Below are 24,524 nucleotides of genomic sequence, written 5' to 3'. Positions count from 1 at the left end.
CCGGGGGAGTCGCCGCCTGCGGCGACGGGGGCAGCGCCCCCTGCCTGCGCCTGCGGATCGGGACCACGCACATCGCCTCAGCCCTCCCGCTTCTCGAAGTCGATCCGCGGATCGACCAGCACATACATCAGGTCGCTCAGGATGTTCACCACCAGCCCGATCAGCCCGAACAGGAACAGCGTGCCGAACATCACCGGGTAATCGCGCCCCACGGCGGCCTCGAAGCCGAGCCGCCCCAGACCGTCGAGCGAAAAGATCGTCTCGATCAGGACCGAGCCGCCAAAGAACACCCCGATGAACACCGCCGGAAAGCCCGCGATCACGATCAGCATGGCATTGCGGAACACATGGCCATAGAGCACGCGCCGCTCGCTCAGGCCCTTTGCGCGGGCGGTCATGACATAGTGTTTCTTGATCTCGTCGAGGAACGAGTTCTTGGTCAGCAGCGTCAGCGTCGCAAAGGCCGAAATGGTCGAGGCCACCACCGGCAGCGTGATGTGCCAGAAATAGTCCACGATCTTGCCGAACAGGCTCAGTTGCTCCCAGTTGTCCGAGGTCAGCCCGCGCAGCGGGAAAAACTGCCAGTAACTGCCCCCGGCGAACAGGACCAGCAGCATGATCGCGAACAGGAAGGCGGGGATCGCATAGGCCACGATGATGACCCCGCTGGTCCAGGTGTCGAAGCCCGATCCGTCCTGCACCGCCTTGCGGATGCCCAGCGGGATCGAGATCAGATAGGCGATCACCGTGGACCACAGGCCAAGGCTGATACTGACCGGCATCTTTTCCAGCACCAGGTCGGTCACGTCGATCTTGCGGAAATAGCTTTCTCCGAAATCGAAGCGCATGTAATTCCACATCATGTTCAGGAACCGCTCCAGCGGCGGTTTGTCCAGCCCGAACTGGCGTTCCAGGTCCTCGATCAGTTCCGGCGGCAGGCCGCGGGCGCCAAGGTATTTCTCGTTGCCGCCGCCGCCCGTCATGTCCTGCCCGGCATCGCTGCCCGATCCGGCAAAGCTGTCGAACACGTCGCCCTGCCCCTGCATGTTGGCGATCACCTGCTCCACCGGGCCGCCCGGCACGAATTGCACCAGGGCGAAATTGATCACCATGATCCCCAGAAGCGTGGGAACGATCAGCAGCAGCCTGCGCAGGATATAGGCGCCCATCGACGGTTTACCTCAGCGCGCCCGAGGCTTTCAGCGCCTCGGCCTTGTCGGCGTTGAACCACCAGAAATCCAGCACGCCCAGCGCATAGGGCGGCAGGGTTTCGGGGTGCTCGTACATGTCCCAGTAGGCCACCCAGTAGCTGTCGTTATACCAGACCGGCACCATGAAGAATTCGTGCCGCAGCGCGCGGTCGAGCGCGATCAGCGCGGTATTTTCCTCTTCGCTGGTTTCGGCGTTCAGCGCCGCGTCGATGATCGCGTCCACCATCGGGCTGGCCAGCCCGGCGGGGTTGAACAGGCTGAACTCGGCCTCGGTCGAGCCGTAGCGCTGCATCAGGCCCGTGCCCGCCCCGAGGAAACTGGTATAGCCGTCGAACACCAGATCGTAATCGCGATCCCGGCTGCGCAGGGTGTATTGCGACGGGTCCACCTTTTCGAAACTCGCGTCGATGCCCATCAGTTTCAGGTTGCTGACGAAACTGTCCACCACCGCGCCCAGCGTGGCCGATCCCGAGGACGGGATCGGAAAGTCGATGCTCAGCAACTCGCCCTGTGCGTTGCGGCGTTTGCCGTCATCGCCCACGGTCCAGCCCGCCTCGTCCAGCAGCTTCATGGCGCGGCGCAGGTTGCGCCGGTCGTTCAGGCGGTCGGCCGCTGAGGAATGCGCCATCACCGCCGGTTCGCTCAGCATGTCGGGCGGCACCACGTCGCCAAGCGATTTCAGCAGCTCCAGTTCGGCCCCTTCGGGCACGCCTTTGGCCTCCAGCGGGGTGTCCTGCACGAAGGAATGGCGCTGTTTGAACAGCCCGTATTGCAGCGATTCGTTGGTCCATTCGAAATTGTAGGCCAGCGCGATCGCCTGGCGCACGCGTTTGTCCTGCAACACCTCGCGGCCAAGGTTGAAGACGATGCCGTTGGGTTCGGGCGGGGTGCCGTCAGGCAGTTCCTCCAGCCGGACCTGCCCCTTGTTGGCCGCCGGGAAGTCATAGCCCGTGGCCCATGTCTTGGAATTGCCTTCCCAGCGGAAGGTATATTCACCCGCCTTGAACGCCTCGAAGGCGGCGTTGTCGTCGGCGAAATACTCGATCCGGATGGTATCGAAATTGTGCCGTCCCTGATTGATCGGCAGATCCCGGCCCCAATAATCGGGGTTGCGCTTGTAAACGATGCGGCGGTTCACGTCGTAGCTGGCCACCTGATAGGGGCCCGATCCCGGCGCGGCCTCGAGCCGCGATTCGTCCAGCCGTGCGCCGGTGTCCTCGTACCACTTGCGCGGAAACACCGGCGTGCTGCCCACCTGGTCGATCAGCGAGCGGCGCGAAATGCCGGTGGCGAAGGTGAACTTGACCGTATGATCGTCCAGCGCCTCGGCCCCGGTCACCCGGCGGCTGACGGCCTGCGCATAGGAGGGCAAGCCCTGTTCCAGGAACAGGTTGTGCGAAAACACCACGTCATGGGCGGTGACCGGCGTACCGTCGGAAAACCGCGCCTCGGGGCGCATGTGGAAGATGACCCAGGTCTTGCCCTCGTCATATTCGAGGCTTTCGGCCAGCAGGCCGTACATCTCGCCATAGGCGTCTGCGGGCGAGGCCCCGCCGCCCGAGGGCATATCGCCCAGCAGGCTTTCGTAGACCATCCACGACAGCCGCCCGGCGCGGCCCTTGCGCGAATAGGGGTTCATCGAATCGAACGTGCCCGGCGCATAGATCGAAATCTCGCCGCCCTTGGGCGCGTCCGGGTTCACGTAGTTGAAATGCTCGTAATCGGCCGGATAGCTCAGATCGCCGTAATAGGAATACCCGTGCGAGCGGATCACCTCGCCTTCGCCCTCGCCGGCCAGCGCCGCATGGGCGATCACCGCCGCGATGGCCAACCCCATCAGGACCGCCATCGCCCGGCGCGGGATGCTCAGGGGGCTGGTCCGGGCCACGGCCCTGTTGCGCTGTCGGATCATCGCAGTCTCCTTTTCCCGCGCCATGCGGTCTGGCGCGTTTGCCGCCTGGGGCAAGCTAATGGAGGGGCCGACCCATGTTCAAGCGCCGAAACGGATCGGGCCGCGATTCGGACCTCACAAAAGCGTAAGGCCGCCCTCCGGTTGCCCGGAAAGCGGCCCTGACATTCGGGAACGGCGCGGATTTATTGCGCGGCCGCCTGCATGTAGGCGATCAGCGCGGCGCGGTCCTCTTCCTTGCGCAGGCCGGCATAGCTCATCTTGTTGCCGGGTGCGTAACCCTTGGGGTCTTCCAGCCACGCGTTCAGCTCATCGACGGTCCATGCGCCTTCCAGTTCTTCGAGCGCCTTGGAATAGCGGAAGCCTTCGACGCTGGCGACGTCACGCCCGACGATACCGTAGAGATGCGGGCCGACGCCATTCTTGCCTTCTTCCAGCTTGTGGCAGGCCTGGCAGCGGCGCCATGTGCTTGCGCCGTCCTCGGGGTTCGCGGCAGCGACCATCGCGGCAAAGCCCGATGCGTCGCCTTCGGCAGCGGCGGTGTCTTCCTCTGCGGGGGCGGCCTCTTCGGCGGCGGGCTCTTCAGCGGCCTCTTCCGGGGCAGCGGTGTCTTCCGCCGCCGGTTCCTCGGCAGCGGGCTCCTCGGCGGTTTCCTCGGCAGCAGCGGTTTCCGTTGCGGCCTCTTCTTCCGCCGCGGGCTCGGCTGCGGCTTCTTCCTCGGCGGCGGCCGGGGCTTCAACTTCGGTCATGCCGCCATCGGTCATGTCCAGATAGGCGATCACGTTCACGCGGTCCTCTTCCTTTTTCAGACCGGCAAAGCTCATCGCGGTGCCCGGCGCGAAACCACCGGGATTTTCCAGGAAGTGGAACAGTTCTTCGGGCGTCCAGACTTCGGCCACCTGTTCGAGCGCGCCGGAATATCCGAAACCGTCCACGCTATCGACTGCACGGCCAACCACCCCATGCAGGTGCGGGCCGGTGCCGTTGGCGCCGTCTTCGATCTTGTGGCAGGCCTTACACTTGTTGAAGACGCGTTCGCCATTACCCGCATCCGCCGAGGCATAGAGTTCGGCAAAGCTCGGGCCTTCCTCGACCGCCTCTTCGCCACCTTCGTCCTCGCCGGTGTCGATCACATAGGCCTGTTCGTGGCCGTCGCCGTGACCGCCGCCCGTGTGATAAAGCGACTCGGCAGCCCAGCCGCCCAGAAGAAAGACCAGAAGCGCGCCGCAAAAGCCGCCAAGGATCTTGGTGAATGTCATCGTATCGAACATTAGCCCGTTTCCCGTTAGTATCCGTCGCGCGGTATCTATCCGCTTCCCCTTGTTCGACGCAAGGTGTAGTTTGCGCGACCAAACGCCCGACCTGCGGACTTTTGACAGGAAATACCCCCTATGACCAAGCGCATTGCCTTCCAGGGTGAGCCCGGCGCCTATTCGCACCAGGCCTGCCACGAAACCTACCCCGAGATGGAGGCGCTGCCCTGCCGCACCTTCGAGGACGCCATCGAGGCCGTCCGCGACGGCGATGCGGAACTGGCCATGCTGCCGGTCGAGAACTCAACCTTTGGGCGCGTGGCCGATATTCACCACCTGTTGCCGGAATCGGGCCTGCACATCATCTCCGAGGCCTTCGTGCGGGTGCATATCAACCTGCTGGCCCTGCCCGGCACCCGGCTGGAGGATGTGGACCGCGCCATGAGCCACACCATGCTTCTGGGGCAGTGCCGTGATTTCCTTGCAAAACACGACATTCGCCGCGTCACCGGCGCGGATACCGCCGGTTCGGCCAAACACGTGGCCGAGGTGAATGAGCCCGGCCTTGCCGCGCTGGCCAGCGAACTGGCCGGGGAAATCTACGGCCTCGACGTTCTGGCCCGCCATATCGAGGATCAGGGCAACAACACCACGCGCTTTCTGGTCATGGCCCGCCAGCCCGACCTGTCACGCCGGGGCGATGACGGCATGATGACCAGCTTCGTCTTTCAGGTGCGCAACATTCCCGCCGCGCTCTACAAGGCGATGGGCGGGTTCGCCACCAATGGCGTGAACATGACCAAGCTGGAAAGCTACATGGTCGACGGATCGTTCACCGCAACGCAGTTCTACGCCGATATCGAAGGCCATCCCGACGATCCGGGGGTGAAACGCGCGCTGGACGAGCTGGATTATTTCACGTCCGACATCACCATGCTGGGCGTCTACCCCGCCGACCCGCGCCGCCACTGATCCGCGCGCGGGCTGGCCGGATCAGGCCAGGGTGGCCTTCTTGTGACGGTTTTCCAGTTCGGTCGCAAAGGCGGCCACCCGTTTGCGAAAACGGCGCGTCAGGGATTTGCGCGCCAGTTTCATCGACTGCACCAGCAGGCGCGCGGACAGGGTCTTGGGTTCGAGGCTCAGGGTGACGCTCAGCCGCGTGCGGCCGCGCGACAACGCCACGAGATCCACCTCGAACCGCCCCTCCATGCCCGGCGAGCGGGATTCGGCCAGCAGCCCGTTGGGCGGATCAAGCCGGGTCAGTTCGATCCTGACGTCGCGCCGCTTGCCGCGCAGATCGAACGCCGCGTCCCACATCATGCCGGGGCCCGGCTGTATCAGGTCATCGACCCGCTGCACCTCTGCGCCACGGCGCAGGGCCTGCCGCTCGAACGCCTGAAAATCCGTGACGTCGCCAAAAACCTCCTCGATCGGGGCTTCGATATCCTCGTGACTGCTGAACTTCATGGAACGCACCTGTACTGACCAGTCGGCACTTTCGCCTTAATCCAACGTATCCGCAAGCCAGTTGCGCAGCAAAAAATGTGCAATTGCACCTTTCCGGGCGGCGGCGAGAAACGGATGCTCCCCGGCGAAGGCCTGCATGATCTCTTCGCGCGTCAGCCACAGCGCATCTTCGATCTCCACCGGGTCGATGGTGATCTCGTCGCTCAGCGCCTCGCCACGGCAGCCGATCATCAGCGAGGCGGGGAAGGGCCAGGGCTGGCTGGCCAGATAGCCGACCTCGCCGACCTGCACGCCGGTTTCCTCGTCCACCTCGCGGCGCACCGCCGCCTCGATGGTTTCGCCGGGTTCGACGAACCCCGCCAGCAACGAATACATGCCCTCGGGCCAGCCATGCGAGCGGCCCATCAGCACCCGGTTGCCCCGCGTGATCAGCATGATCACCACCGGGTCGGTGCGCGGGAAATGCACCGCGCCGCAGGACGGGCACTGGCGCTGCCAGCCCTCGCGCTCCATCGCGCTTTCGGCCCCGCAACGGGCGCAATACCGGTGCGAGACATGCCAGCCCGCCATCGCCCGCGCCGTCGCCGCCAGTTCGGCATCGCGCGGCGCCAGGCGGGTCATGATGCGGCGCAGCTCGACAAAAGCGGCCTCTCCGGGCAGCTCCGGGTGGCGTTGTTCGCTGAGGTCCAGGAACCGGCCCAGTTCGTCCTCGTCCAGCCCCTCGGGCCGCCAGCCCGAGATATCGTGCACGAAAATCAGCCGCCCGTCTTCGCGGCCCAGCAGGATCGGCGGCAGATCGGATTGCGCCAGAACCGGATGGTCCATCGGCAGGCGCATCAGGCGATCCAGCGCATCGCCCTGCACCAGCGGTTTGCCGCGCCACAGAACCAGCGTGTCGGCCCGCCCTGCGGCGATGGCCGCGCCCAGCGCCGCGTCGTCGCCGCGCAGCTCATGCGCCCGATCCAGCGCCGAGCCTCCGAATGTCACCGTTTCCGCATGCCGCATCGCACCGTTCCCCCCTTTTTGCGCAACTGGTGCCATGCCGGGCCCGCGCGGGCAAGCACCCAGATCTCGGCGGCATCTTTCCGACGGACCCGCCCTCGCGCAATGAGTGATTGAACAACTTTCGGTATACCCTTAAAATTGAACGGGTTTACAAGTGTTTCTTTTTTATGCGCGCTCATGTCTCGGAGCGCGGCAGACGGTTCGCTTCAGGTCATGATCGGAGAACACTCGCCCGTGGAAGACACACGCCCCCACGTTTCCACCGCGGGACGTCCCGAAACCGGAAGCGTGCAGATCGACCTGCGGTTGCTGGAAACGACCGACATTCACGGCAATCTCCTCCCGTTCAATTACTACACCAACCAAAGCGACCAGCCCCACGGCCTCGCCCGCGTCGCCACCCTGATCGCGCGGGCCAGGCGCGAAACGCGCAACTGCCTGCTGTTCGACAACGGCGACTTCCTGCAGGGCACGCCGATGAGCGACCTGACGGCCATCCCCGCCAACGGATGGAAAGGCGACAACCCGGTGATCACCGCCATGAACCAGCTTGGCTACGATGTGGTAGGCCTGGGCAATCACGAGTTCAATTTCGGTCTGGAGACCCTGCGCCGCACGCTGGCTCAGGCCCGGTTTCCGGTGACCTGCGCCAATGTCACCGACCGCGCCTCGGGCAAACCGGCCTTTGCGAGATTCCAGATGCTGGAGCGCCGCCTCGAGGACAGAGCGGGCAACGCCCATGACCTTCGGATCGCGGTGATCGGGCTGGTGCCGCCGCAGATCACCATCTGGGACCGCACCCATCTTTGCGACCGGCTGGACAGCCAGGGAATCACCGACACCGCGCGCCGGATCGTGCCCATCGCGCGCGCCGCCGGGGCCGATCTGATCGTCGCGCTGGCCCATACGGGCATCGAAACCGGCCCCGACCGGCCCGATCAGGAAAATGCCGCCCTGTCGCTGGCCACCGTGCCGGGGATCGACGCCATACTGGCCGGCCACAGCCATCGGGTGTTTCCCGCCCCGCACGGCGCGCCGATACCGGGCAGCGATGCGCAAGCCGGCGCGCTTTATGGAACACCGGTCGTCATGGCGGGCTTTGGCGGGTCTCACCTGGGGGTTCTGGACCTGACCCTGGCGCGGGGCCCCGAGGGCTGGCGCGTCGCGGGCCACCGCGCCGAGGCCCGCCCCGTCGCCCCCGGCACCGCCGGGCCGCGCGTCCCGCCCGACCCGGCCCTGTGCTCCGTGCTGGACGACGCGCATCACCACACGCTGAAACTGGTCGCCCAGCCGCTCAACAGCACGAAGGCGCCCCTGCACAGCTACCTGGCGATGACCCGCACCGATCCCATGCTGCAACTGATCAACCGCGCCAAGACGCAGGCGCTGGAACAGGCCGTGCGCGGCACCGCGGACGAAGGGCTGCCGGTTCTGTCGGCCACCGCCCCGTTCAAGACCGGCGGACGCGCCGGGCCCCAATATTATACGGACGTGCCCGCCGGGCCGCTGCGCCTGCGCCATGCCGCCGATCTCTATTCCTTTCCCAATACGCTGGTTGGGGCGCGGATCGACGGGGCGCGCCTGCGCGACTGGCTGGAACGCGCCGCCAGTTGCTTTCGCCTGGTCGTTCCCGACCGCGCCGACCAGATGCTTTGCAACAGCCTGATGCCGGGCCATGCCTTCGACGTGATCGACGGTATCCGCTACCGGATCGACCTGACGCAACCGCCGCGCTATGCCCCCGACGGCAGCATCGCCAATCCCGGCGCATCGCGCATCGTCGATCTCGAACATGACGGGGCCCCCGTCACCGACAGTGACCGTTTCCTGATCGCCACCAACAGCTACCGCGCCTTCGGCGGCGGCTCCTACCCGGCCCTGCCCGAGCCGGATATCGTTCTGCAAGGCGAAACACCGGTGCGTGACATCCTGGCGGCCTTCATCCGCAAGGGCGCACCGGTGACGGGCCGCGTCACGCCCACATGGTCCTTTGCCCCGGTGCCCGGCGCCAGCGCCCTGCACCTGACCGGCCCCGGCCTGCGCGCCTATCCGCAGGAAATCGCCGATCTGGGGGCCACCGATCTGGGCGACACCGAAACCGGCTTCAAGCGCCTGCGCCTGCCGCTCGGGCGGTAACGTCCAGGCCCCCTTGCGAATCCGCCGCAACATCCCTAGGTAACAGGTTGAGAGGTTGGCGCGGGCAAGCACCTCGCCAACCCGGTCAGGTCCGGAAGGAAGCAGCCGTAACGAGCCCCGCTTGGGTCGTTGTCCAGCCTCTCACCACATCCCCACAGAAACACGGCGCCTCGGGCGCATGTTACCTCCGCCTCATGGCCTCTCTGACAAGATCGGACGGGTTTTGACGGGAGGGACAGGATGTGGACGGGCCCGATGTGACCCATTTGGCCGCAGGGAAAGCGGCCGTGAAAGCAAAATGCACACCAATGGCCACAGAAGACAACCACAGGTTCATGCCCGGTCCCGAGGGTGGGCGCAGTGACATTTGCACAGGCCTCGCGTCAAAGCGCCAGTGCCGCAACGCGTTTGAACGGTGGACCAATTAGCGCCCGCCCTGGTGGGCGGGGCCGGGCGCGAACCGGATCGCGGGCGATCCGGGGGAATGCCGTATTGGTTTTGTACAAAACCCGCGTCCATTTCGTATGTTTCGACCTGCGCACGCCCTGTTACCCCCGGCACGGCGGTGCGCCGCACCGACGCGATACCGACGTTTTACCGATGCGATGCCGAACGGGGTTTTCCTTGTAACACAGTGCCTTAACCCCGATTCGCCCAGTCGAGCTGTTCCGGCGTCTCCACCGCGCAGGGCCGCACCGCCCGCAGCCGCTCCAACGCCGCCCCCGGCGCCTCTCCGGCCTCGATCATCAACCGCAGCGCCGCCATGCCCGAACGCCCGCAGCCTCCCATGCAATGGATCAGCACCCGCCCCTTGCCCTGCAAGGCCGACAGCGCCGCATTGCTGGCCATGTGCCACGCCTCCTCGGCCTCGGGGCCCGGCACGCCCATGTCCGGCACCGGCACATGCATCCAGCGCGTGCCCATGTCCTGCAAATCGGCCCCGATATCCTGATGCCCCGTGGCGCGCAGTTCGGGATGCGACAGCATGGTCATCACCAGCGCGGGCCGCCAGTCATGCAGATGCGCCATGTCCTCGACATAGTGCCCGCCCCGCCCCGGCATCGGCGCGATGGCCAGGATGCCGTCCGAGACAGATAAGGCATGAATGACGAATCCCGACATAATTTCAGCGCCTTACAGGTTGCGCGCCTGGAAGGTATTGCAGCTGTTGATATCGCCGGTCTCATACCCGGCAGTGAACCAGCGGGCGCGCTGTTCGCTGGTGCCGTGGGTAAAGGTATGCGGTTGCGGCACCCGGCCCGCGCGGCGTTGCAGATGGTCGTCGCCGATCATCCGTGCCGCGTTTAGCGCCTCTTTCAAATCGCCCGGCTCCAGCAGCCCGTCCACCGCCCGTGCCCAGACCCCCGACAGGCAATCGGCCTGCAATTCCAGCCGCACGGTCAGGGCGTTGGCCTGTGCCTGGCCCACCGCCTGACGGCGCTCGTTGACCTGCCCCAGAATGCCCAACTCGTTCTGGACGTGATGGGCCACCTCATGCGCGATCACATAGGCCGCCGCGAAATCGCCGCGCGCGCCCAGTTCCCGCGACAGGGTGCTGAAAAACTCGGTGTCCAGATAGGCCTTGCGATCCGCCGGGCAGTAAAACGGCCCCGTCGCCCCGCTGGCCCCGCCACAGGGGCTCTGGGTCACGCCGGAATAGAGCACCATTACCGGCGGCGTATAATCCCGCCCCACTTGTCGCGGAAATATCTGGCCCCAGACTTCTTCTGTCGTTGCGAGGACTTGCGCGGAAAACTCGGCGGCGCGCTCTTCCTCGGGGCTCAACTCGCGCGGCGCGCTCTGCTGCTGCGGCATGCCCTGCAACAGTGGCGTCACGTCGATACCCGCGAAATAGCCCACCGCCAGCACGATCAACAGGCCGACCCCTCCGATCCCGGCCCCGGCCCTGCCGCCCATGCGGCGACGATCCTCGATATTCCGGCTGCGCCGGATTCCTCTCAACCGCATGTGATCCCCCTGCGCTGCGCTGCACCGGGCATATCCTTGCCCCATCGGCATTCAAAAGCAAGGTGGACGGCCCCCGCCCCCGGCTTTAGGTTGGCCACTGACCCGCGAATCCAACAAGGCCCGACATGAGCGACACCCCCGCCAAACCCTATCAGGTTCTTGCCCGGAAATACCGGCCCGAAACCTTTGCCGATCTGGTCGGGCAGGACGCCATGGTGCGCACGCTCAAGAACGCGTTCAAGGCCGACAGGATCGCGCAGGCCTTCATCATGACCGGCATCCGCGGCACCGGCAAAACCACCACCGCGCGGATCATCGCCAAGGGCATGAACTGCATCGGCCCGGATGGCACTGGCGGTCCCACGACCGAGCCTTGCGGCGTATGCGAACACTGTCAGGCCATCATGGAGGGCCGGCATGTCGATGTTCTGGAGATGGACGCCGCCAGCCGCACCGGTGTGGGCGATATCCGCGAAATCATTGAATCCGTTCACTATCGCGCCGCCTCGGCCCGCTACAAGATCTACATCATCGACGAGGTTCACATGCTCTCGACCAGCGCGTTCAACGCGCTGCTCAAGACGCTGGAAGAGCCGCCCGAGCATGTGAAATTCATCTTCGCCACCACCGAAATCCGCAAGGTGCCGGTGACGGTCCTGTCGCGCTGCCAGCGTTTCGACCTGCGCCGGATCGAACCCGAGGTGATGATCGCGCTGCTGCGCAGGATCGCCGATGCCGAAAGCGCACAGATCAGCGACGACGCGCTGGCGCTGATCACCCGCGCCGCCGAAGGCTCGGCCCGCGACGCCACGTCGCTGTTGGATCAGGCGATTTCGCACGGCGCCGGTGAAACCGGGGCCGAGCAGGTGCGCGCCATGCTGGGGCTGGCCGACCGGGGCCGCGTGCTGGACCTGTTCGACCTGATCATGAAGGGCGACGCGGCGGGCGCGCTGACCGAACTCAGCGGGCAATATGCCGAAGGGGCCGACCCGATGGCGGTGCTGCGCGATCTGGCCGAGGTCACACATTGGATTTCGGTGGTCAAGATCACGCCCGAAGCCGCCGAAGACCCCACCATCGGCCCGGACGAGCGCACCCGCGGCCAGCAGATGGCCGAGGCCCTGCCGATGCGGGTGCTGACGCGCATGTGGCAAATGCTGCTCAAGGCGCTGGACGAGGTGGCCGAGGCCCCCAACGCCATGATGGCCGCCGAAATGGCGGTGATCCGCCTGACCCACGTGGCCGACCTGCCGAGCCCCGAAGAACTGGTGCGCAAACTGCGCGACACCCCTGCGCCCCCTGCCCCCGGTCCGGGCGGCGGTGGCGGTGGCGGCGTGTCCGGCGGCGCGCAGGGCCATGGCACGCAGGCCCAGGGCGGTCCCACCGGCCCCGCGCCCACACATCCCGGCCCGTCGGGCCCCAGTGCCTCGGGCAACGGTCAGGCGCTGGCGCTGGCGCAAGACACAGCCCTGATGCACTATCCGACCTTCGAGCACGTGGTCGAACTGATCCGCACGCAACGCGATGTCAAACTGCTGGTCGAGGTCGAAACTCATGTGCGGCTGGCCTCCTACCGCCCCGGCCGGATCGAGTTCCAGCCCACCCCCAATGCCCCGCAGGACCTGTCACAGCGCCTCGGCGCGGCGCTTCAGCGCTGGACCGGCATTCGCTGGGGTGTCACCCTCGTGAACGAGGGCGGCGCCGACACGATTTCCGAAATCCGCGATGCTGCCGAAAACGCGCTCAGGGCCGAGGCCACGGAACACCCGCTGGTGCAGGCCGTGCTGACGGCCTTTCCCAAGGCCACCATCACTTCGATCCGCACCGAAGACGATATCGCCGCCGACGCCGGTGCCGAGGCCCTGCCCGAAGTCGAAGACGAATGGGACCCCTTCGAGGAAGAGTGACAGACACCGCGGTACGACCGGCTTGCCTTCCGCCCGTGCCGCCCCGATATGTAACGCAACACGACCGGCCCCTGAGGCCGCGCGACGCAAGGAGATAACCGAGATGTTCAAGGGATTGGGCCAGATGGGCGACATGGCCAAGATGATGAAGGCCGCCCAGGAAATGCAGCAGAAGATGGCCAGCCTGCAGGAAGAGATGCACCAGATGATCGTGCAGGGCGAATCCGGCGCCGGTCTGGTCAAGGCCACCTGCACCGCCAAGGGCGAGCTCAAGGGGCTGGACATCGACCCGTCGATCTTCAACTCCGACGACAAGGAGGTGGTCGAGGACCTGATCCTTGCCGCGATCAAGGACGCCCAGACCAAGGCCAGCGAGAAAGCCAAAGAAGAAATGGGCAAGATCACCGAAGGCATGGGCCTGCCCAAAGACATGGACCTGCCGTTCTGATCCCCTCGCTCCTGCCCTGACCACCCTGCGCAACGGCTGATTCAATGTCCTCGAACCGCGATATCGATTCCCTGATCGAGTTGATGGCCAAGCTGCCCGGCCTCGGGCCGCGCTCGGCACGGCGCACGGTGCTGCATCTGATCGCCAAGCGCGATCTGCAACTGATCCCGCTGGCCGACCTGATGCAGAAGGTCGCCGCGACGGCGCGCGAATGCCTCAACTGTGGCAATGTGGGCACAACGGATATCTGCGATATCTGCACGGCCGAAAAACGCGCCAACGGTCAGCTTTGCGTGGTCGAGGACGTGGCCGACCTCTGGGCGATGGAGCGCGGGCAGGCGTTCAAGGGGCGCTATCACGTTCTGGGCGGCACGCTTAGCGCGCTGGATCAGGTCGGCCCCGAAGACCTGCGCATTCCGCAACTGGTGAACCGGGTCGAGGCCGAAGGGATTTCCGAGGTCATCCTTGCCCTGAACGCCACCGTGGACGGCCTGACCACCGCGCATTATATCGCCGATCAGCTCGAGGGTCGCGTGACCCTGACGTCGCTGGCGCAGGGCGTGCCCATCGGCGGCGAACTGGACTATCTCGACGATGGCACGATCAGCGCCGCGCTCAACGCCCGCAAGACGCTCTGATCGACGCGCCACCGCGTTCCACCCCACGAAAAAACCCGGCCACCAGGAGCGACCGGGTTTCGTATTTCTGCCGAACGGCCAGTATCAGGGCTGTTCGTCCTCGTCGTCCTCATCACTGTCCGAAGGCAGGTTGAAGAAGCTGTCGGCGTCGATTTCCGGCTCTTTTTCTTCGCTGTCCCCGCCGAGGCTGAAGGTTTCAAGCCCCTCGATGGCGGTCGGGATGCGCGGCTCGGTATCGCCGCCAAGGCTCTGCTCGGTGCTCAGCAGCCTGCGGCGATCGTCATCGCTCATCGCTTCGCCTTCCTTGGCTTTCTTGGAGGCGGCTTTCTGCACGGCGGCGTCCAGTTCGGACTGTTTGCACAGGCCAAGCGCCACCGGATCGACGGGCTGCATGTTGGCGATGTTCCAATGGGTGCGCTCGCGGATCGTCTGGATCGTCGGCTTGGTGGTGCCCACCAGCTTGGCGATCTGGCTGTCGGCCAATTCCGGGTGGAACTTGACCAGCCACAGGATCGCGTTCGGGCGGTCCTGACGCTTGGACAGCGGCGTATAGCGCGGGCCGCGGCGCTTTTCCTCGCCCACGGCGGCGGGGTTGAACTTCAGCGTCAGCTTGTGCAGCGGGTCTTTCTCGGCGGCGTCGATCTCATCCTGCGTCAACTGGTTGTTGGCGATCGGATCGAACCCTTTCACACCGGCGGCCACATCGCCATCGGCGATCCCCTGAATCTCCAGCTCGTGCAGACCGCAGAAATCGGCAATCTGCTTGAAACTGAGCGTCGTGTTGTCCACCAGCCAGACGGCGGTGGCCTTTGCCATAAGCGGTTTTGCCATGTCCCACGGACCTCCTTCACGCATATCTTCCCCGTCGCCGGAATTCGGCGGCACCTTTGCGGGTGCGGGTTTCCGTTGTCGGGGAACTTGGCGGCTATATAGTAGGCGCGGCGAGAAATTGAAAGACCAAAGAATGCGTGCGCTGTTTGTGTTCCTGCTTCTGGCCGGCATGGCCCGCGCCGAGGGTGGCCGCCCCGGTGCGTTCGACTACTACGTTCTGTCGCTCAGTTGGTCGCCCACATGGTGCGCGCTCGAAGGCGATGCGCGCGGATCGCCGCAATGCGATGCCTCTGCCGCTCATGGCTGGGTATTGCACGGGCTCTGGCCGCAATATCATCGCGGCTGGCCCTCGCATTGCCAAACCGCCGAACGCCCGCCGTCACGCGCCATGACCGCCGGGATGGCCGACATCATGGGCACGTCCGGGCTGGCCTGGTATCAGTGGAAAAAGCACGGCAGTTGCTCGGGCCTGTCGGCGCCGGCCTATTACGCCCTGTCACGCAGGGCCTATGAGGCCGTCAACCGCCCGGAGGTCTTTCGCAAGCTCAAGGACCCGGTCAAACTGCCTGCCAGCGTGGTCGAAGAGGCCTTCCTCAAGGCCAATCCGGAGTGGGAGCGCGACATGCTGACCATCACCTGCCGCGAGGGCCGCATTCAGGAGGCCCGCCTGTGCCTGTCGAAAGACCTGAAGCCCGTTCCCTGCGGTCGCGATACGGTGCGCGATTGCACGATGAAAGACGCCCTGTTCGCGCCGATCCGCTAACCCCCGCACCTTCACTTTTCCTCAAATACTCAATGGCGCAGCGCCTTCCACGACTCAAAACAGCCGCAGCATCAGTGCCACGGCCGCCACCGGCACCAGCAGCACATGGGTGACGTAATCGAACCAGTTGCTGCTGCCCCAACCCGCGATCCACAGGGCCTGCCCCAACACCACCACCAGTGGCAGAAACCAGTTTCCGGTGATCAGCCCATAAGCACATACCGCGAGCACCATCATCGCCACCGGAAACGGGGCGTAACCCAGCCGATAGATATCCACCGGCAGCGCGCCCATGGCGCTGGCCAGAAAGACGATATAAGCCACAAGGAACACCAGCAGGTCCACCGTCCCAAAAGGCATCACGGGCAGGCCCAGCCTGGCCGCCATATGCCGCAGCGCCAATGCGGGCAGCATCACGCCGAAGGGCGCCAGCAACGCCACCAGGCCACGCATGGGCAGAGTGTCCCGCAGCAGCAACACCGCCAGAGCGCCGACAACCCCGCCCAGCCAGACCGACAACGGCGCGGCCACGAACCACCCGGCCAGCGCGAACACCACCCAGGCCACCAGAACGCCCAATCCGCCTGCAGCCAGAACACCGCTCATTGCGCTGCCACCCATGATTCGTTCATCACCACGGCCCGCAGGCCAGTTTTCGTGCCCTGCGAATAGGCCAGCAGGATGTCCCCGTCCGGCAGGCGGCGCAGCATCGGATAGCGCGCCTCGCCGGGTGTCTTTTCAAGCGTGTGGATCATCCGCCAGCTTTCGCCCTCGTCTTCGGACAGGGCAAGGTGCAACTGATTGGCATCGTCTCCGGTGCCGTTCATCGCCATCAGGATACGACCCCCCGCCACCGGCAGCGCCGCCACAGGTGCGTTAGGATGGGCGATGTCGGTGGCCCCGGCCTTGCTCCAGCTTCGCCCGCCATCTTCCGTTCGGCTGACATAGAGCCGCCCACTGTCGTTGAAATCGCGCAGGAACGCCACCGCGCGGCTGGCATCCAGCGGCACGATCATCGGCTGGATCGGCTTGATGCCCTGCCCGGTCATCCGGCGTTGATCGCGCACACGCCCCTCTGCATCGAACCGCACCAGCGCGCCATAGGTGCTGCCCATCTCGAAATAGGCGGGCAGCGCAAAGGACCCGTCGGCATATTCGACCATCGGCGATTTCACCAGAAAGGACCGGTTCAGAAAGGGCGACAGACTCAGCTTGCGGGCCCTCACCGGGCGACCGTCCTGCATACGCACATCCGCAATCGACGCCATTGCCCAACCGCCCACCGACACGACCGTCGCGTAAAGCGACTGTTCCGCGCCCTCGTTCTCTATGGTGTTGCCAAGCGTCACGACCAGTTGGCGGGGCACGAAACCATCCCCAAGGGCGCCGCTGGTGATGTAAGGTTCCGGCGGTCCTGCCCGCCATTGCCCGGCATCATCGCGTGTCAGCCCAACGCGATGGATCGCAACATCGGGCTGCGCCTCGGACGACCCCTGAAACCAGACAATCTCGGGCCCTTCGTCCTGCACCACGATGGCCGGGGAATGGGCAATGCCCTGATCGACGGAATATTCGAACACCGTTTCGAAACGCGGTGCACCTTCGGGCGCGGGCGGTTCGGGCATGGCAAAGGACCATTCCAGCCCGGAATCACGCCAGATCGCGTATCCGCTCAGCCCGACGCTCAACAGCGTCAGGGCCAACACCACCAGATGCACCGCCCCCACGGGATCAGGCCACTTTCAGGACGATTTTCCCGATATGCGCGCTCTCTTCCATATGGGCATGGGCCAGCGCGGCATTGGGCAGTTCGTATTCGGAATCCATCACCGGGGCGATCTTGCCCACCTCCAGCAAGGGCCAGACATGCGTGCGCAACTCCTCGGCGATTGCGGCCTTGGCCTGATCGCTTTGCGGCCGCAGGGTAGAGCCGGTGATCGTCAGCCGCCGCATCATCACCTGCGCAAAGTTCAATTCGACCTTGGGCCCTTGCAGAAAGGCGATCTGCACCAGCCGCCCGTCATCGGCCAGGGATTTGACATTGCGCGGCAGGTAATCGCCGCCCACCATGTCGAGGATCAGGTCGGCCCCGCCCTCGGCGCGGATCACCTCGACGAAATCCTCGTCGCGGTAGTTGATCGCGCGTTCGGCCCCCAACTCAAGGCATTTGGCGCATTTTTCATCCGATCCGGCGGTGGTGAACACCCGCGCGCCGAACGCATGGGCCAGTTGGATCGCGGTGGTGCCGATGCCGGACGACCCGCCATGCACCAGGAATCGCTCGCCCCCTTTAAGCGCGCCGCGCTGAAAGACGTTGGACCAGACGGTATAGAATGTCTCGGGCAGGCAGGCGGCCTCGCGCAGGCCCATACCCTTGGGCACGGGCAGGCAATGCGCGGCGGGCGTGGCGACATATTCGGCATACCCCCCGCCGGGCAGTAACGCACAGACCTGATCGCCCACCGACCAGCCGCTGACGCCTTCGCCCACAGCGGCGAGTTCTCCGGCAGCTTCCAGCCCCGGCAAATCGCTGGCGGTGGGGGGCGGTGCGTAAAGCCCCGCGCGCTGCAGGGCATCCGGGCGATTGACCCCGGCATACGCCACCTTGATCACGACCTCGCCGACACGCGGCGTCGGCACGGGGCGGGTTCTCAGCCTCAGCACTTCGGGGCCGCCGGGCTGAGTGATTTCCACGGCGTTCATTGTCTGGCTCATGCCTGTCTCCTCAGATTTGTCCGGTCCAGCGGCCCGGCATGTCGGGCCGCGATCCGGGGTGTTGCGGGGCGCGGATGTTATCCAGAACCTTCAAAGGCCCGGCCATAAGGCCGCTCAGCAGCTTGTTGTCGCGCACCTGCGCCTTGAACTTCTCGAACGACATCACGTCGTCGATGCGGCGATCCAGAAAGTCCCACGTCGCCTGATGATCCGGGCTGTCATCGCCCAGCCAATAGAGAAGCGTCGCGCTGTATACCCCTGAAAGCGTAGCCCGCTTGGTGTACCAGTTCACGTCGTCCGAACTGTCGCCCAAAGCCGTCCAGATACGATCGCAGGTGCCCCAAACCGCCCTGGCCCCATCGGCGGCATGGGTCGGCAGCGCGAACAGCGTCATGCCACGGCGCACCAGTTCCTTGTCCTCCACGGCCTCCAGCCGGAACCGCACGGCGGCGGCGATCCTGTCGCGAAAGCGCATGTCGCCAAGATCGGTGGCGCTCAGACGCTCCAGCATCACCTGATCGCCCTCGTCGTGATAGGCCAGCGCCAAATCGACAGCCCCGCGCGGACACACGGCCCGCGCCACGCCTTCCGCGACCCCGGTGTCGGCCATCGCGGCCTGAAACGCGACCTCGGTCCAGCCGTCAAAAGGGACGTGCATCTTGGCCGCATCCAGCAACCGGGCCTTGATATCTGGCTCTGTCATCGCTTGCCTCCGTTCGTTGCGCCCCACCCTAGACAAAAGAATGGGGCTTTGCTATATGCCGGTTTCCTGCACTCTAATGCAACTTCAACTTGGAAAGGTGGTGACACCACATGCAGGTTAGTGTTCGCGACAACAACGTCGATCAGGCGCTTCGTGCCCTGAAGAAAAAGCTGCAACGCGAAGGCGTTTTCCGCGAAATGAAGCTTCGGCAGCATTTCGAGAAACCGTCGGAAAAGAAAGCCCGCGAAAAGGCCGAGGCGATTCGCCGCGCCCGCAAGCTGGCGCGCAAGAAAGCCCAACGCGAAGGTCTTCTCTGAAGCCCGCGTCGCAGCGTAGCGCGACACGCAAACGCGCCGGGCGGTGATATCATCCCACTGGCGCTACACGACAAAGACGACCCCCGGGCAGCTGCTTCGGGGGTTTGTCATTTGGGCCGGCGGCCTGCACAATTTGACGCCCGAACAATGCGCCACGTGCAAGATGACGTGCCGTTTCCTGCCAAATCTCATCACTGTGTCTTGTCTCACCGCGCGCGCTGGGATACGGCAACGCACAGATTGTGACATGAACATGACAGGCATCTACCATGAGCAGATTCAGTCTCGCTGATCAGGTGATCTTCGGCTTCTTGAATGCCACATTGGTATTCACCCTGGCATACGCGGTTCTGGGCTTCGGGACGCAGTTCGGTACGGGCTTTGCAATCGAGGACGGGCCGATCGAATACGGCACGGCCGTGGCCTTGTTCATGGCAAGCCTCGTGCTGTTCTGGCGTGCGATCCGGCTGGGCCGCGCGGCACGGATCGGCGCGGGCCTGTTGGTAGCCTTCTACGCGCTGATCTTCGTTTTCGGCGCGGGCGAGGAAATTTCCTGGGGTCAGCGGATTTTCGGCTGGGAGACCACGGAGTATTTCCTTGAAAACAACCGCCAGATGGAAACCAACCTACACAATCTGGCCTTTGGCGAAGAACAACTGGCCAAAACCCTGTTCGGCAGTGTCCTGACGACTGTCCTGCTGCTCTATCTGGTGGTCCTGCCGCCGCTTTACCCGCGTGTGCGCTGGATCGCGAAACTGGCTGATGCGCTGATGGTTCCGGTTCCGGGGCTGCGCCATACGATCATCGCGGTCGTGGCCAGCCTGCTGGTCGCGGTGGTGGACCTGCCCCGCAAATGGGAAGTCTACGAATTCATCTTCGGACTGCTCAGCCTGTCGATCTTTATCGGACCGGCCAATTCCGCCCGCTTCGACACCTCCGGCGCACCCGAAAATTAAACCGCTTCGCCCTGGCGCAGCTATCAGATGATCTCGTCCTCGTCGAACATCGGCGCGGTTTTCAGATGCAGGCCGATATCCGGCATCACGTCCTCGGCGCTGGCCGGTTCGGCGATGTGGAACAACGCGTCACCCTCGTAAACCACGGGCATGTTGGTGCGGCCGATGACGATGCCCGCCTGATCGCAAACAACCTCGGCCTCGAATTCTCCGAACGGATCGGAAATCGCGCCCAGAACGGTGTCCGGCTCGACCATTTCGCCAATGCCCGTATAGCCGCGAAACAGCCCGCCCGCTGGGGCGCGATACCATGTTGAATCGCTGCAATAGAGTGGCTCGGCCCGCTTTTTCGGCACCCCCTTCTTGGCGATCATGCCGAGGTGGTTCATTACCCTCAGGATACCGGCCACCCCCGCCTGTGCGGGCAACTCATCAAATCGCAGCCCCTCGCCGCCCTCGTAGAGCAGAACGTCCACACCCGCCTCTTCGGCCGCCATGCGCAGCGATCCGTCGCGCAGGTTCGATGTCATCACCACCGGCGCGGCGAACACATCGGCCAGATCCCGCAGCCGGGAATTGCCCGCCGTCAGGCGCAACTGGGGCAGGTTCGTGCGCCGGATCGCCGCCGAATGCAGGTCGATCCCCAGATCGGAGCGCCGCACCACCTCGGTCATGAAGATATGCGCCAGCCGCGACGCCATCGAGCCCGTTGCATGTCCGGGAAAACACCTGTTCAGATCCCGCCGGTCCGGCAGATAGCGCGAGTGATTGAGAAACCCGAACGTGTTGACGATCGGCACCGCCAGCAACGTCCCCGACATCGGCGTCAGCGCCTTGGCGTTCAGCAACCGGCGCACGATCTCGGCACCAATCACCTCGTCGCCATGCACGGCGGCGGAAACGAACATCACCGGCCCCGGCTTGCGCCCATGAACCACATGCACCGACAAATGCACCGGCGTATGATCCGACAGGTAACTGACCGGCACATCCACCGTGCGCCGCGTTCCGGGCGGCACGGTGACGCCCGCGATCTCGAACGGTTTTCGCTTGGCCATGTGCTGTCCTTCCGCGTTTCGGCGCTTTGTCCGGGCTTCCCCTGATGCGTGGCAGTTGCTATGGGTTTCCCCGAATTCCGGTTTTCGCCAAAAGGCTGTTTTCAGGTCCAGATGTCAATCGCCCCCGCATCAGAACGCGTTACCGTTGTAACCGTGGCGCATAACAGCCTCGCGGTGTTGCCCGGCATGCTGACGTCGCTGCCGCCCGGCACGTTTTGCGTGATCGTCGACAACGCCTCGACCGATCAGGATGCTTTGGCCAAACTTGCCGAACAGCATGGCGCAGAGCTGATCCGCAATGACGACAATCGCGGGTTCGGCACTGCCTGCAACATCGGGGCGGCCAGGGCCGGCACCGAATTCCTGCTGTTTCTCAACCCCGATGCCCGGCTTGAGGACGGCGCGCTAGAGGCGCTGGTTGCCGCGGCGGAGACCTATCCCGACGCCGTCGCCTTCAACCCCGCGATCAGCGAGGCGAACGGACGGCCCTATTTCAAACGCGGCAGCGTGTTGCTGCCCAAATCCGAAAAGCTCCTCTCGGGCTGGCCCGAGGCCGACCGCGTAGTGCCCGTACTGACCGGCGCGGCCTTTTTCGTGCGCCGCGCGGCCTTTGAAGCCGTGGGCGGGTTCGACCCCGCGATCTTCCTCTATCACGAAGACGATGACCTGGCCCTGCGCCTGCGCGCGCAGTGCGGGACACTGATGTTCCTGCGCGATGCCCGGGTGATGCACGATGCGGGCAATTCAACCGTACGCTCCCCACAATCCGCTGCGTTCAAGGCGTTTCACATGGGCCGCTCGCGGGTCTATGCCACACGCAAACACCACCTGCCCGGCGCGGGGCGCAAGGCCCTGCTATCGGCGGTGGCGCAACTGATTTCACCTCTGACGCTGCTATCGGCCCGCAAACGGGCCAAACAGGCGGCATTTCTGCGCGGCGTCTGGCAGGCCCTGCGACACAAGGCGACCTCATGAAGAAAATTCCACTCTGGAAAGTGAAACGCGAACTGAAGCGGGCAGGTCGGCAACTGGCTGCCCTTCCCGGCGTGATCTGGGAATACCTGTTTCTGCGCCCGGTTTACGATCGCATGATATCTCGCCAGAAGGTCGTACACCAGGGGGCCAAACCGATCGCCGGTGAGGTGGCGGTGTACCTTGTCTACGCGCCCGACGGTTTGCTGGGGTCGCACCACGACATGCTGGCGCAGATCGCGAAACACGGGATCACCCCCGTCGTCGTTTCGAACCTGCCGCTGTCCGAAACGGATCGCGCAACGTTGCTGGATCAATGTGCACTGGTGATCGAACGGCCTAATGTGGGCTACGATTTCGGCGGCTACCGGGACGCGGTTCTGCAAATGGCCAGCCAACTGCCCACGCTCGAGCGGCTTTACATCCTCAACGACTCGACATGGATGGTCGAAGCCCCGCGCAGCTGGTTCGACGACGTCCGCGCGGCGGGATGCGATTTTGTCGGAGCGACTTCGAATTACGGGATCAGGCGTGACGATGTCGAACAGTTTCGCGATCTGGTGTGGGAATACACCATCGACCACCCAAACTACCATTACGCCTCATACGCTCTGGCGATGGGGCCCCGTATCCTGCGCGACCCTGCATTTCTTCGCTACTGGCGCCGTTTCCGCCTGTCGAACCACAAGAAGCGCACCGTCAGGCGCGGCGAAATCGGCCTGACCCAATGGGTTATCTCTCATGGCTACGACCACACGGCAACTTGCGACGTGTTTGACCTCGACCATGAAATCGAAAAGCTCGACAATACCGCCCTGGATGAGGTGGCGCGCAACCTGGTAATCCCCGAGGACCCCAAGCTCGAACGGAAACGAAATGAAGTCATGCAAAGCGACCGGGACACCGAGCAAGGCCGCCGGGAGCGTATCCAGATCGTCTTGATGACCGTCGCCCGTCAGGCGATGGGATACTCCATGCCCTTCTACACGCTGCGATACCGGGGCTTCCAGTTTCTCAAGAAATCGCCGCTTTGGTTGTCACGCAAAAGCTCTGACACCATGTTGGAAATAATGTCTGCCCTGGAGGGCCCTATGGGCAGGCGCGCCGCGGCAGAGGCCCACAGGCTTCGCGAGACGAAGGGCCAGTACCTGGACCGGATCGGCGACGACGCGTAACAGACCTGCGCGTGACCGGCGCACGCATCTCCCAACCAAGTTTTCGAAAGGTTTCTGTCTCGTCTCAAACGCCATGGGCGAAAACAGGACCGATAGCTTGCCTCGCCAAACCTACGTGATCCCGGCGCAGTTCCACCCGCCCCTTAGATACGATTGCCGCTCTGTAAAACTGTTTTAAATCTTGCTACGTCGTCCCTCACGACAAGAAAACAATAAATGCGAATCATCCATGCCGGCGTTTCGAACAGAAGACTCCATCTACTACTTTGCGCATGTTCCGAAATGCGGGGGCACCAGCATCGAACGCGGTCTTGAAGAGACCGGCATCACACTCTCGTTGCACGACCCGGACTGGTGGGGGCATCAGGGCACGCATTGGAACAGATCGTCGCCTCAACACATGCCGAAAGACGCGCTCGCCCGACTCTTCGCACCCGACTTTTTCGACTACAGCTTTGGCTTTGTACGCGATCCGGTCGAACGTTTTCTCAGCGCCTTCAACTTCAACCGTGGCCTGGGCCGGCTTCCGCGCCGCCAAAGCCTGAAGCGCTTTCTGACACAGCTCGAAAAATCGGGCGATTACTTCGAAAACTCCTTTGACAACCATTTCCTGCCCGCCGACAGGTTCATCTCCGAAGACTGCATGGTCTTCAGACTCGAAGATGGAATGGATGCTGTCACAGAATGGCTCGACAAAACTTCAGGAGGTCGCATCAAGGCGTCTTTCGGACATCACCAGAAATCTTATCCCGAAGGCAATCGCCCAATGGATTTCATGGAAAAAATCCGGGGTAAGTCCATCGAACCCGAACGCATCACGACCAAGGCCCTGGACACCACAACCCGCAGCCGTATCGAAATGCTTTATCGTCTTGACTATGACCGTTTCTATTGATCGCTGGACGCGACAGCGTCGGAATGCGCATAAATGCCGAACCTGGGGTCCAAGTTGACTGCCCCCGCATTGCACGTTAGCAGCAATAAAACGGGTTCGGCCATTGGTCTGGTTCAGGCGCTGCATCCGATAGTTTCATGGGCAGCAACGTGCCTGGTTGTGCAGTATTCAATCCGGAGCGCAGTGTAGCGGAATGA

Annotated in this window: 24 protein-coding genes and 1 other RNA gene; 12 read left to right on the top strand and 13 right to left on the bottom strand. The window is 64.1% G+C overall.

Annotation, left to right across the window (positions count from 1 at the left end; genetic code table 11):
* Nucleotides 1-77: 77 nt before the first annotated feature.
* The 3 genes from KPG71_RS09400 to KPG71_RS09390 form a co-directional block, all read right to left on the bottom strand.
* Nucleotides 78-1,169 (bottom strand): microcin C ABC transporter permease YejB, encoded by a 1,092-nt coding sequence (locus KPG71_RS09400; RefSeq protein WP_216337830.1) that lies wholly within the window; start codon nucleotides 1,167-1,169, stop codon nucleotides 78-80.
* Nucleotides 1,170-1,176: 7 nt separating this feature from the next.
* On the bottom strand, nucleotides 1,177-3,123 hold the full coding sequence (locus tag KPG71_RS09395; protein ID WP_216337829.1) for an extracellular solute-binding protein: 1,947 nt from the start codon (nucleotides 3,121-3,123) through the stop codon (nucleotides 1,177-1,179).
* A gap of 182 nt (nucleotides 3,124-3,305) precedes the next feature.
* Nucleotides 3,306-4,391 carry a cytochrome c family protein gene (locus tag KPG71_RS09390; protein WP_216337828.1) on the bottom strand — a complete coding sequence of 362 codons (1,086 nt, stop codon included), beginning with the start codon at nucleotides 4,389-4,391 and terminating at the stop codon, nucleotides 3,306-3,308.
* A gap of 120 nt (nucleotides 4,392-4,511) precedes the next feature.
* Here KPG71_RS09390 and KPG71_RS09385 point away from each other — a divergent pair, with 120 nt between their 5' ends.
* Nucleotides 4,512-5,345 (top strand): prephenate dehydratase, encoded by an 834-nt coding sequence (locus KPG71_RS09385; protein ID WP_216337827.1) that lies wholly within the window; start codon nucleotides 4,512-4,514, stop codon nucleotides 5,343-5,345.
* A 21-nt stretch (nucleotides 5,346-5,366) separates the two neighbouring features.
* Here KPG71_RS09385 and KPG71_RS09380 read toward each other — a convergent pair whose 3' ends face one another.
* Nucleotides 5,367-5,840 (bottom strand): SRPBCC family protein, encoded by a 474-nt coding sequence (locus KPG71_RS09380; protein WP_216337826.1) that lies wholly within the window; start codon nucleotides 5,838-5,840, stop codon nucleotides 5,367-5,369.
* A 36-nt stretch (nucleotides 5,841-5,876) separates the two neighbouring features.
* The gene (gene nudC, locus KPG71_RS09375; protein WP_216337825.1) at nucleotides 5,877-6,845 is read right to left on the bottom strand and encodes an NAD(+) diphosphatase; all 969 of its coding nucleotides are present in this window, start codon (nucleotides 6,843-6,845) and stop codon (nucleotides 5,877-5,879) included.
* Between the two features lie 177 nt (nucleotides 6,846-7,022).
* On the opposite strand from nudC, the gene KPG71_RS09370 reads away from it, so the two are divergent.
* Together KPG71_RS09370 and ffs are read left to right on the top strand one after the other, a co-directional pair.
* On the top strand, nucleotides 7,023-8,981 hold the full coding sequence (locus tag KPG71_RS09370; protein ID WP_216337824.1) for a bifunctional 2',3'-cyclic-nucleotide 2'-phosphodiesterase/3'-nucleotidase: 1,959 nt from the start codon (nucleotides 7,023-7,025) through the stop codon (nucleotides 8,979-8,981).
* Nucleotides 8,982-9,029: 48 nt separating this feature from the next.
* Nucleotides 9,030-9,128, top strand: an RNA gene (gene ffs, locus KPG71_RS09365) — signal recognition particle sRNA small type.
* A 492-nt stretch (nucleotides 9,129-9,620) separates the two neighbouring features.
* On the opposite strand, the gene KPG71_RS09360 is transcribed toward ffs, so the two are convergent.
* Nucleotides 9,621-10,103, bottom strand: a complete 483-nt coding sequence (locus tag KPG71_RS09360) for a protein-tyrosine phosphatase family protein (protein WP_216337823.1) — start codon at nucleotides 10,101-10,103, stop codon at nucleotides 9,621-9,623.
* 12 nt (nucleotides 10,104-10,115) lie between these two features.
* Nucleotides 10,116-10,949 carry a neutral zinc metallopeptidase gene (locus KPG71_RS09355; protein ID WP_216337822.1) on the bottom strand — a complete coding sequence of 278 codons (834 nt, stop codon included), beginning with the start codon at nucleotides 10,947-10,949 and terminating at the stop codon, nucleotides 10,116-10,118.
* Between the two features lie 125 nt (nucleotides 10,950-11,074).
* On the opposite strand from KPG71_RS09355, the gene KPG71_RS09350 reads away from it, so the two are divergent.
* The 3 genes from KPG71_RS09350 to recR all read left to right on the top strand — a co-directional run bounded on the left by KPG71_RS09350 (nucleotide 11,075) and on the right by recR (nucleotide 13,942).
* Entirely contained in the window at nucleotides 11,075-12,856 is a 1,782-nt protein-coding gene (locus KPG71_RS09350; protein WP_216337821.1) for a DNA polymerase III subunit gamma/tau, read from the top strand.
* A 103-nt stretch (nucleotides 12,857-12,959) separates the two neighbouring features.
* Nucleotides 12,960-13,304, top strand: a complete 345-nt coding sequence (locus KPG71_RS09345; protein ID WP_216337820.1) for a YbaB/EbfC family nucleoid-associated protein — start codon at nucleotides 12,960-12,962, stop codon at nucleotides 13,302-13,304.
* A gap of 44 nt (nucleotides 13,305-13,348) precedes the next feature.
* Nucleotides 13,349-13,942: a recombination mediator RecR gene (gene recR / locus KPG71_RS09340; RefSeq protein ID WP_216337819.1), complete on the top strand. Its 594-nt coding sequence runs from the start codon at nucleotides 13,349-13,351 to the stop codon at nucleotides 13,940-13,942.
* Between the two features lie 84 nt (nucleotides 13,943-14,026).
* Here recR and KPG71_RS09335 read toward each other — a convergent pair whose 3' ends face one another.
* On the bottom strand, nucleotides 14,027-14,773 hold the full coding sequence (locus tag KPG71_RS09335) for a DUF1013 domain-containing protein (RefSeq protein WP_216337818.1): 747 nt from the start codon (nucleotides 14,771-14,773) through the stop codon (nucleotides 14,027-14,029).
* A 133-nt stretch (nucleotides 14,774-14,906) separates the two neighbouring features.
* Between KPG71_RS09335 and KPG71_RS09330 the strand changes: the two genes are divergently transcribed.
* Nucleotides 14,907-15,536 (top strand): ribonuclease T2, encoded by a 630-nt coding sequence (locus tag KPG71_RS09330; protein WP_216337817.1) that lies wholly within the window; start codon nucleotides 14,907-14,909, stop codon nucleotides 15,534-15,536.
* Between the two features lie 54 nt (nucleotides 15,537-15,590).
* On the opposite strand, the gene KPG71_RS09325 is transcribed toward KPG71_RS09330, so the two are convergent.
* Genes KPG71_RS09325 through KPG71_RS09310 form a run of 4 tightly spaced genes read right to left on the bottom strand, consistent with a single transcriptional unit; the run spans nucleotide 15,591 to nucleotide 18,954 of the window.
* Nucleotides 15,591-16,157, bottom strand: coding sequence for a hypothetical protein (locus KPG71_RS09325; RefSeq protein ID WP_216337816.1), 567 nt, complete (start codon nucleotides 16,155-16,157; stop codon nucleotides 15,591-15,593).
* The gene (locus tag KPG71_RS09320) at nucleotides 16,139-17,263 is read right to left on the bottom strand and encodes an exo-alpha-sialidase (RefSeq protein WP_216337815.1); all 1,125 of its coding nucleotides are present in this window, start codon (nucleotides 17,261-17,263) and stop codon (nucleotides 16,139-16,141) included. Before KPG71_RS09320 ends, KPG71_RS09325 begins: the two co-directional genes overlap by 19 nt.
* A gap of 4 nt (nucleotides 17,264-17,267) precedes the next feature.
* Nucleotides 17,268-18,251 carry an NAD(P)H-quinone oxidoreductase gene (locus KPG71_RS09315; RefSeq protein ID WP_216337814.1) on the bottom strand — a complete coding sequence of 328 codons (984 nt, stop codon included), beginning with the start codon at nucleotides 18,249-18,251 and terminating at the stop codon, nucleotides 17,268-17,270.
* 10 nt (nucleotides 18,252-18,261) lie between these two features.
* Nucleotides 18,262-18,954 (bottom strand): COQ9 family protein, encoded by a 693-nt coding sequence (locus KPG71_RS09310; RefSeq protein WP_216337813.1) that lies wholly within the window; start codon nucleotides 18,952-18,954, stop codon nucleotides 18,262-18,264.
* A 110-nt stretch (nucleotides 18,955-19,064) separates the two neighbouring features.
* Between KPG71_RS09310 and rpsU the strand changes: the two genes are divergently transcribed.
* Together rpsU and KPG71_RS09300 are read left to right on the top strand one after the other, a co-directional pair.
* Entirely contained in the window at nucleotides 19,065-19,271 is a 207-nt protein-coding gene (rpsU, locus tag KPG71_RS09305; protein ID WP_007818122.1) for a 30S ribosomal protein S21, read from the top strand.
* A 269-nt stretch (nucleotides 19,272-19,540) separates the two neighbouring features.
* Complete coding sequence (locus KPG71_RS09300; RefSeq protein WP_216337812.1) at nucleotides 19,541-20,227, top strand: hypothetical protein; 687 nt, start codon at nucleotides 19,541-19,543, stop codon at nucleotides 20,225-20,227.
* A gap of 23 nt (nucleotides 20,228-20,250) precedes the next feature.
* On the opposite strand, the gene KPG71_RS09295 is transcribed toward KPG71_RS09300, so the two are convergent.
* Complete coding sequence (locus tag KPG71_RS09295; RefSeq protein ID WP_073034546.1) at nucleotides 20,251-21,285, bottom strand: succinylglutamate desuccinylase/aspartoacylase family protein; 1,035 nt, start codon at nucleotides 21,283-21,285, stop codon at nucleotides 20,251-20,253.
* Between the two features lie 111 nt (nucleotides 21,286-21,396).
* Here KPG71_RS09295 and KPG71_RS09290 point away from each other — a divergent pair, with 111 nt between their 5' ends.
* From KPG71_RS09290 to KPG71_RS09280, 3 genes are all read left to right on the top strand, one after another.
* Nucleotides 21,397-22,260, top strand: coding sequence for a glycosyltransferase family 2 protein (locus KPG71_RS09290; protein ID WP_216337811.1), 864 nt, complete (start codon nucleotides 21,397-21,399; stop codon nucleotides 22,258-22,260).
* On the top strand, nucleotides 22,257-23,432 hold the full coding sequence (locus KPG71_RS09285) for a rhamnan synthesis F family protein (RefSeq protein ID WP_216337810.1): 1,176 nt from the start codon (nucleotides 22,257-22,259) through the stop codon (nucleotides 23,430-23,432). Before KPG71_RS09290 ends, KPG71_RS09285 begins: the two co-directional genes overlap by 4 nt.
* Nucleotides 23,433-23,661: 229 nt before the next feature.
* Entirely contained in the window at nucleotides 23,662-24,327 is a 666-nt protein-coding gene (locus KPG71_RS09280) for a sulfotransferase family 2 domain-containing protein (RefSeq protein ID WP_216337809.1), read from the top strand.
* The last annotated feature ends 197 nt before the right edge of the window (nucleotides 24,328-24,524 follow it).

The organism is Roseovarius sp. PS-C2, assembly GCF_018862045.1.
Lineage (GTDB): Bacteria > Pseudomonadota > Alphaproteobacteria > Rhodobacterales > Rhodobacteraceae > Roseovarius.
This window is presented reverse-complemented; position numbering and strand designations above follow the sequence as displayed.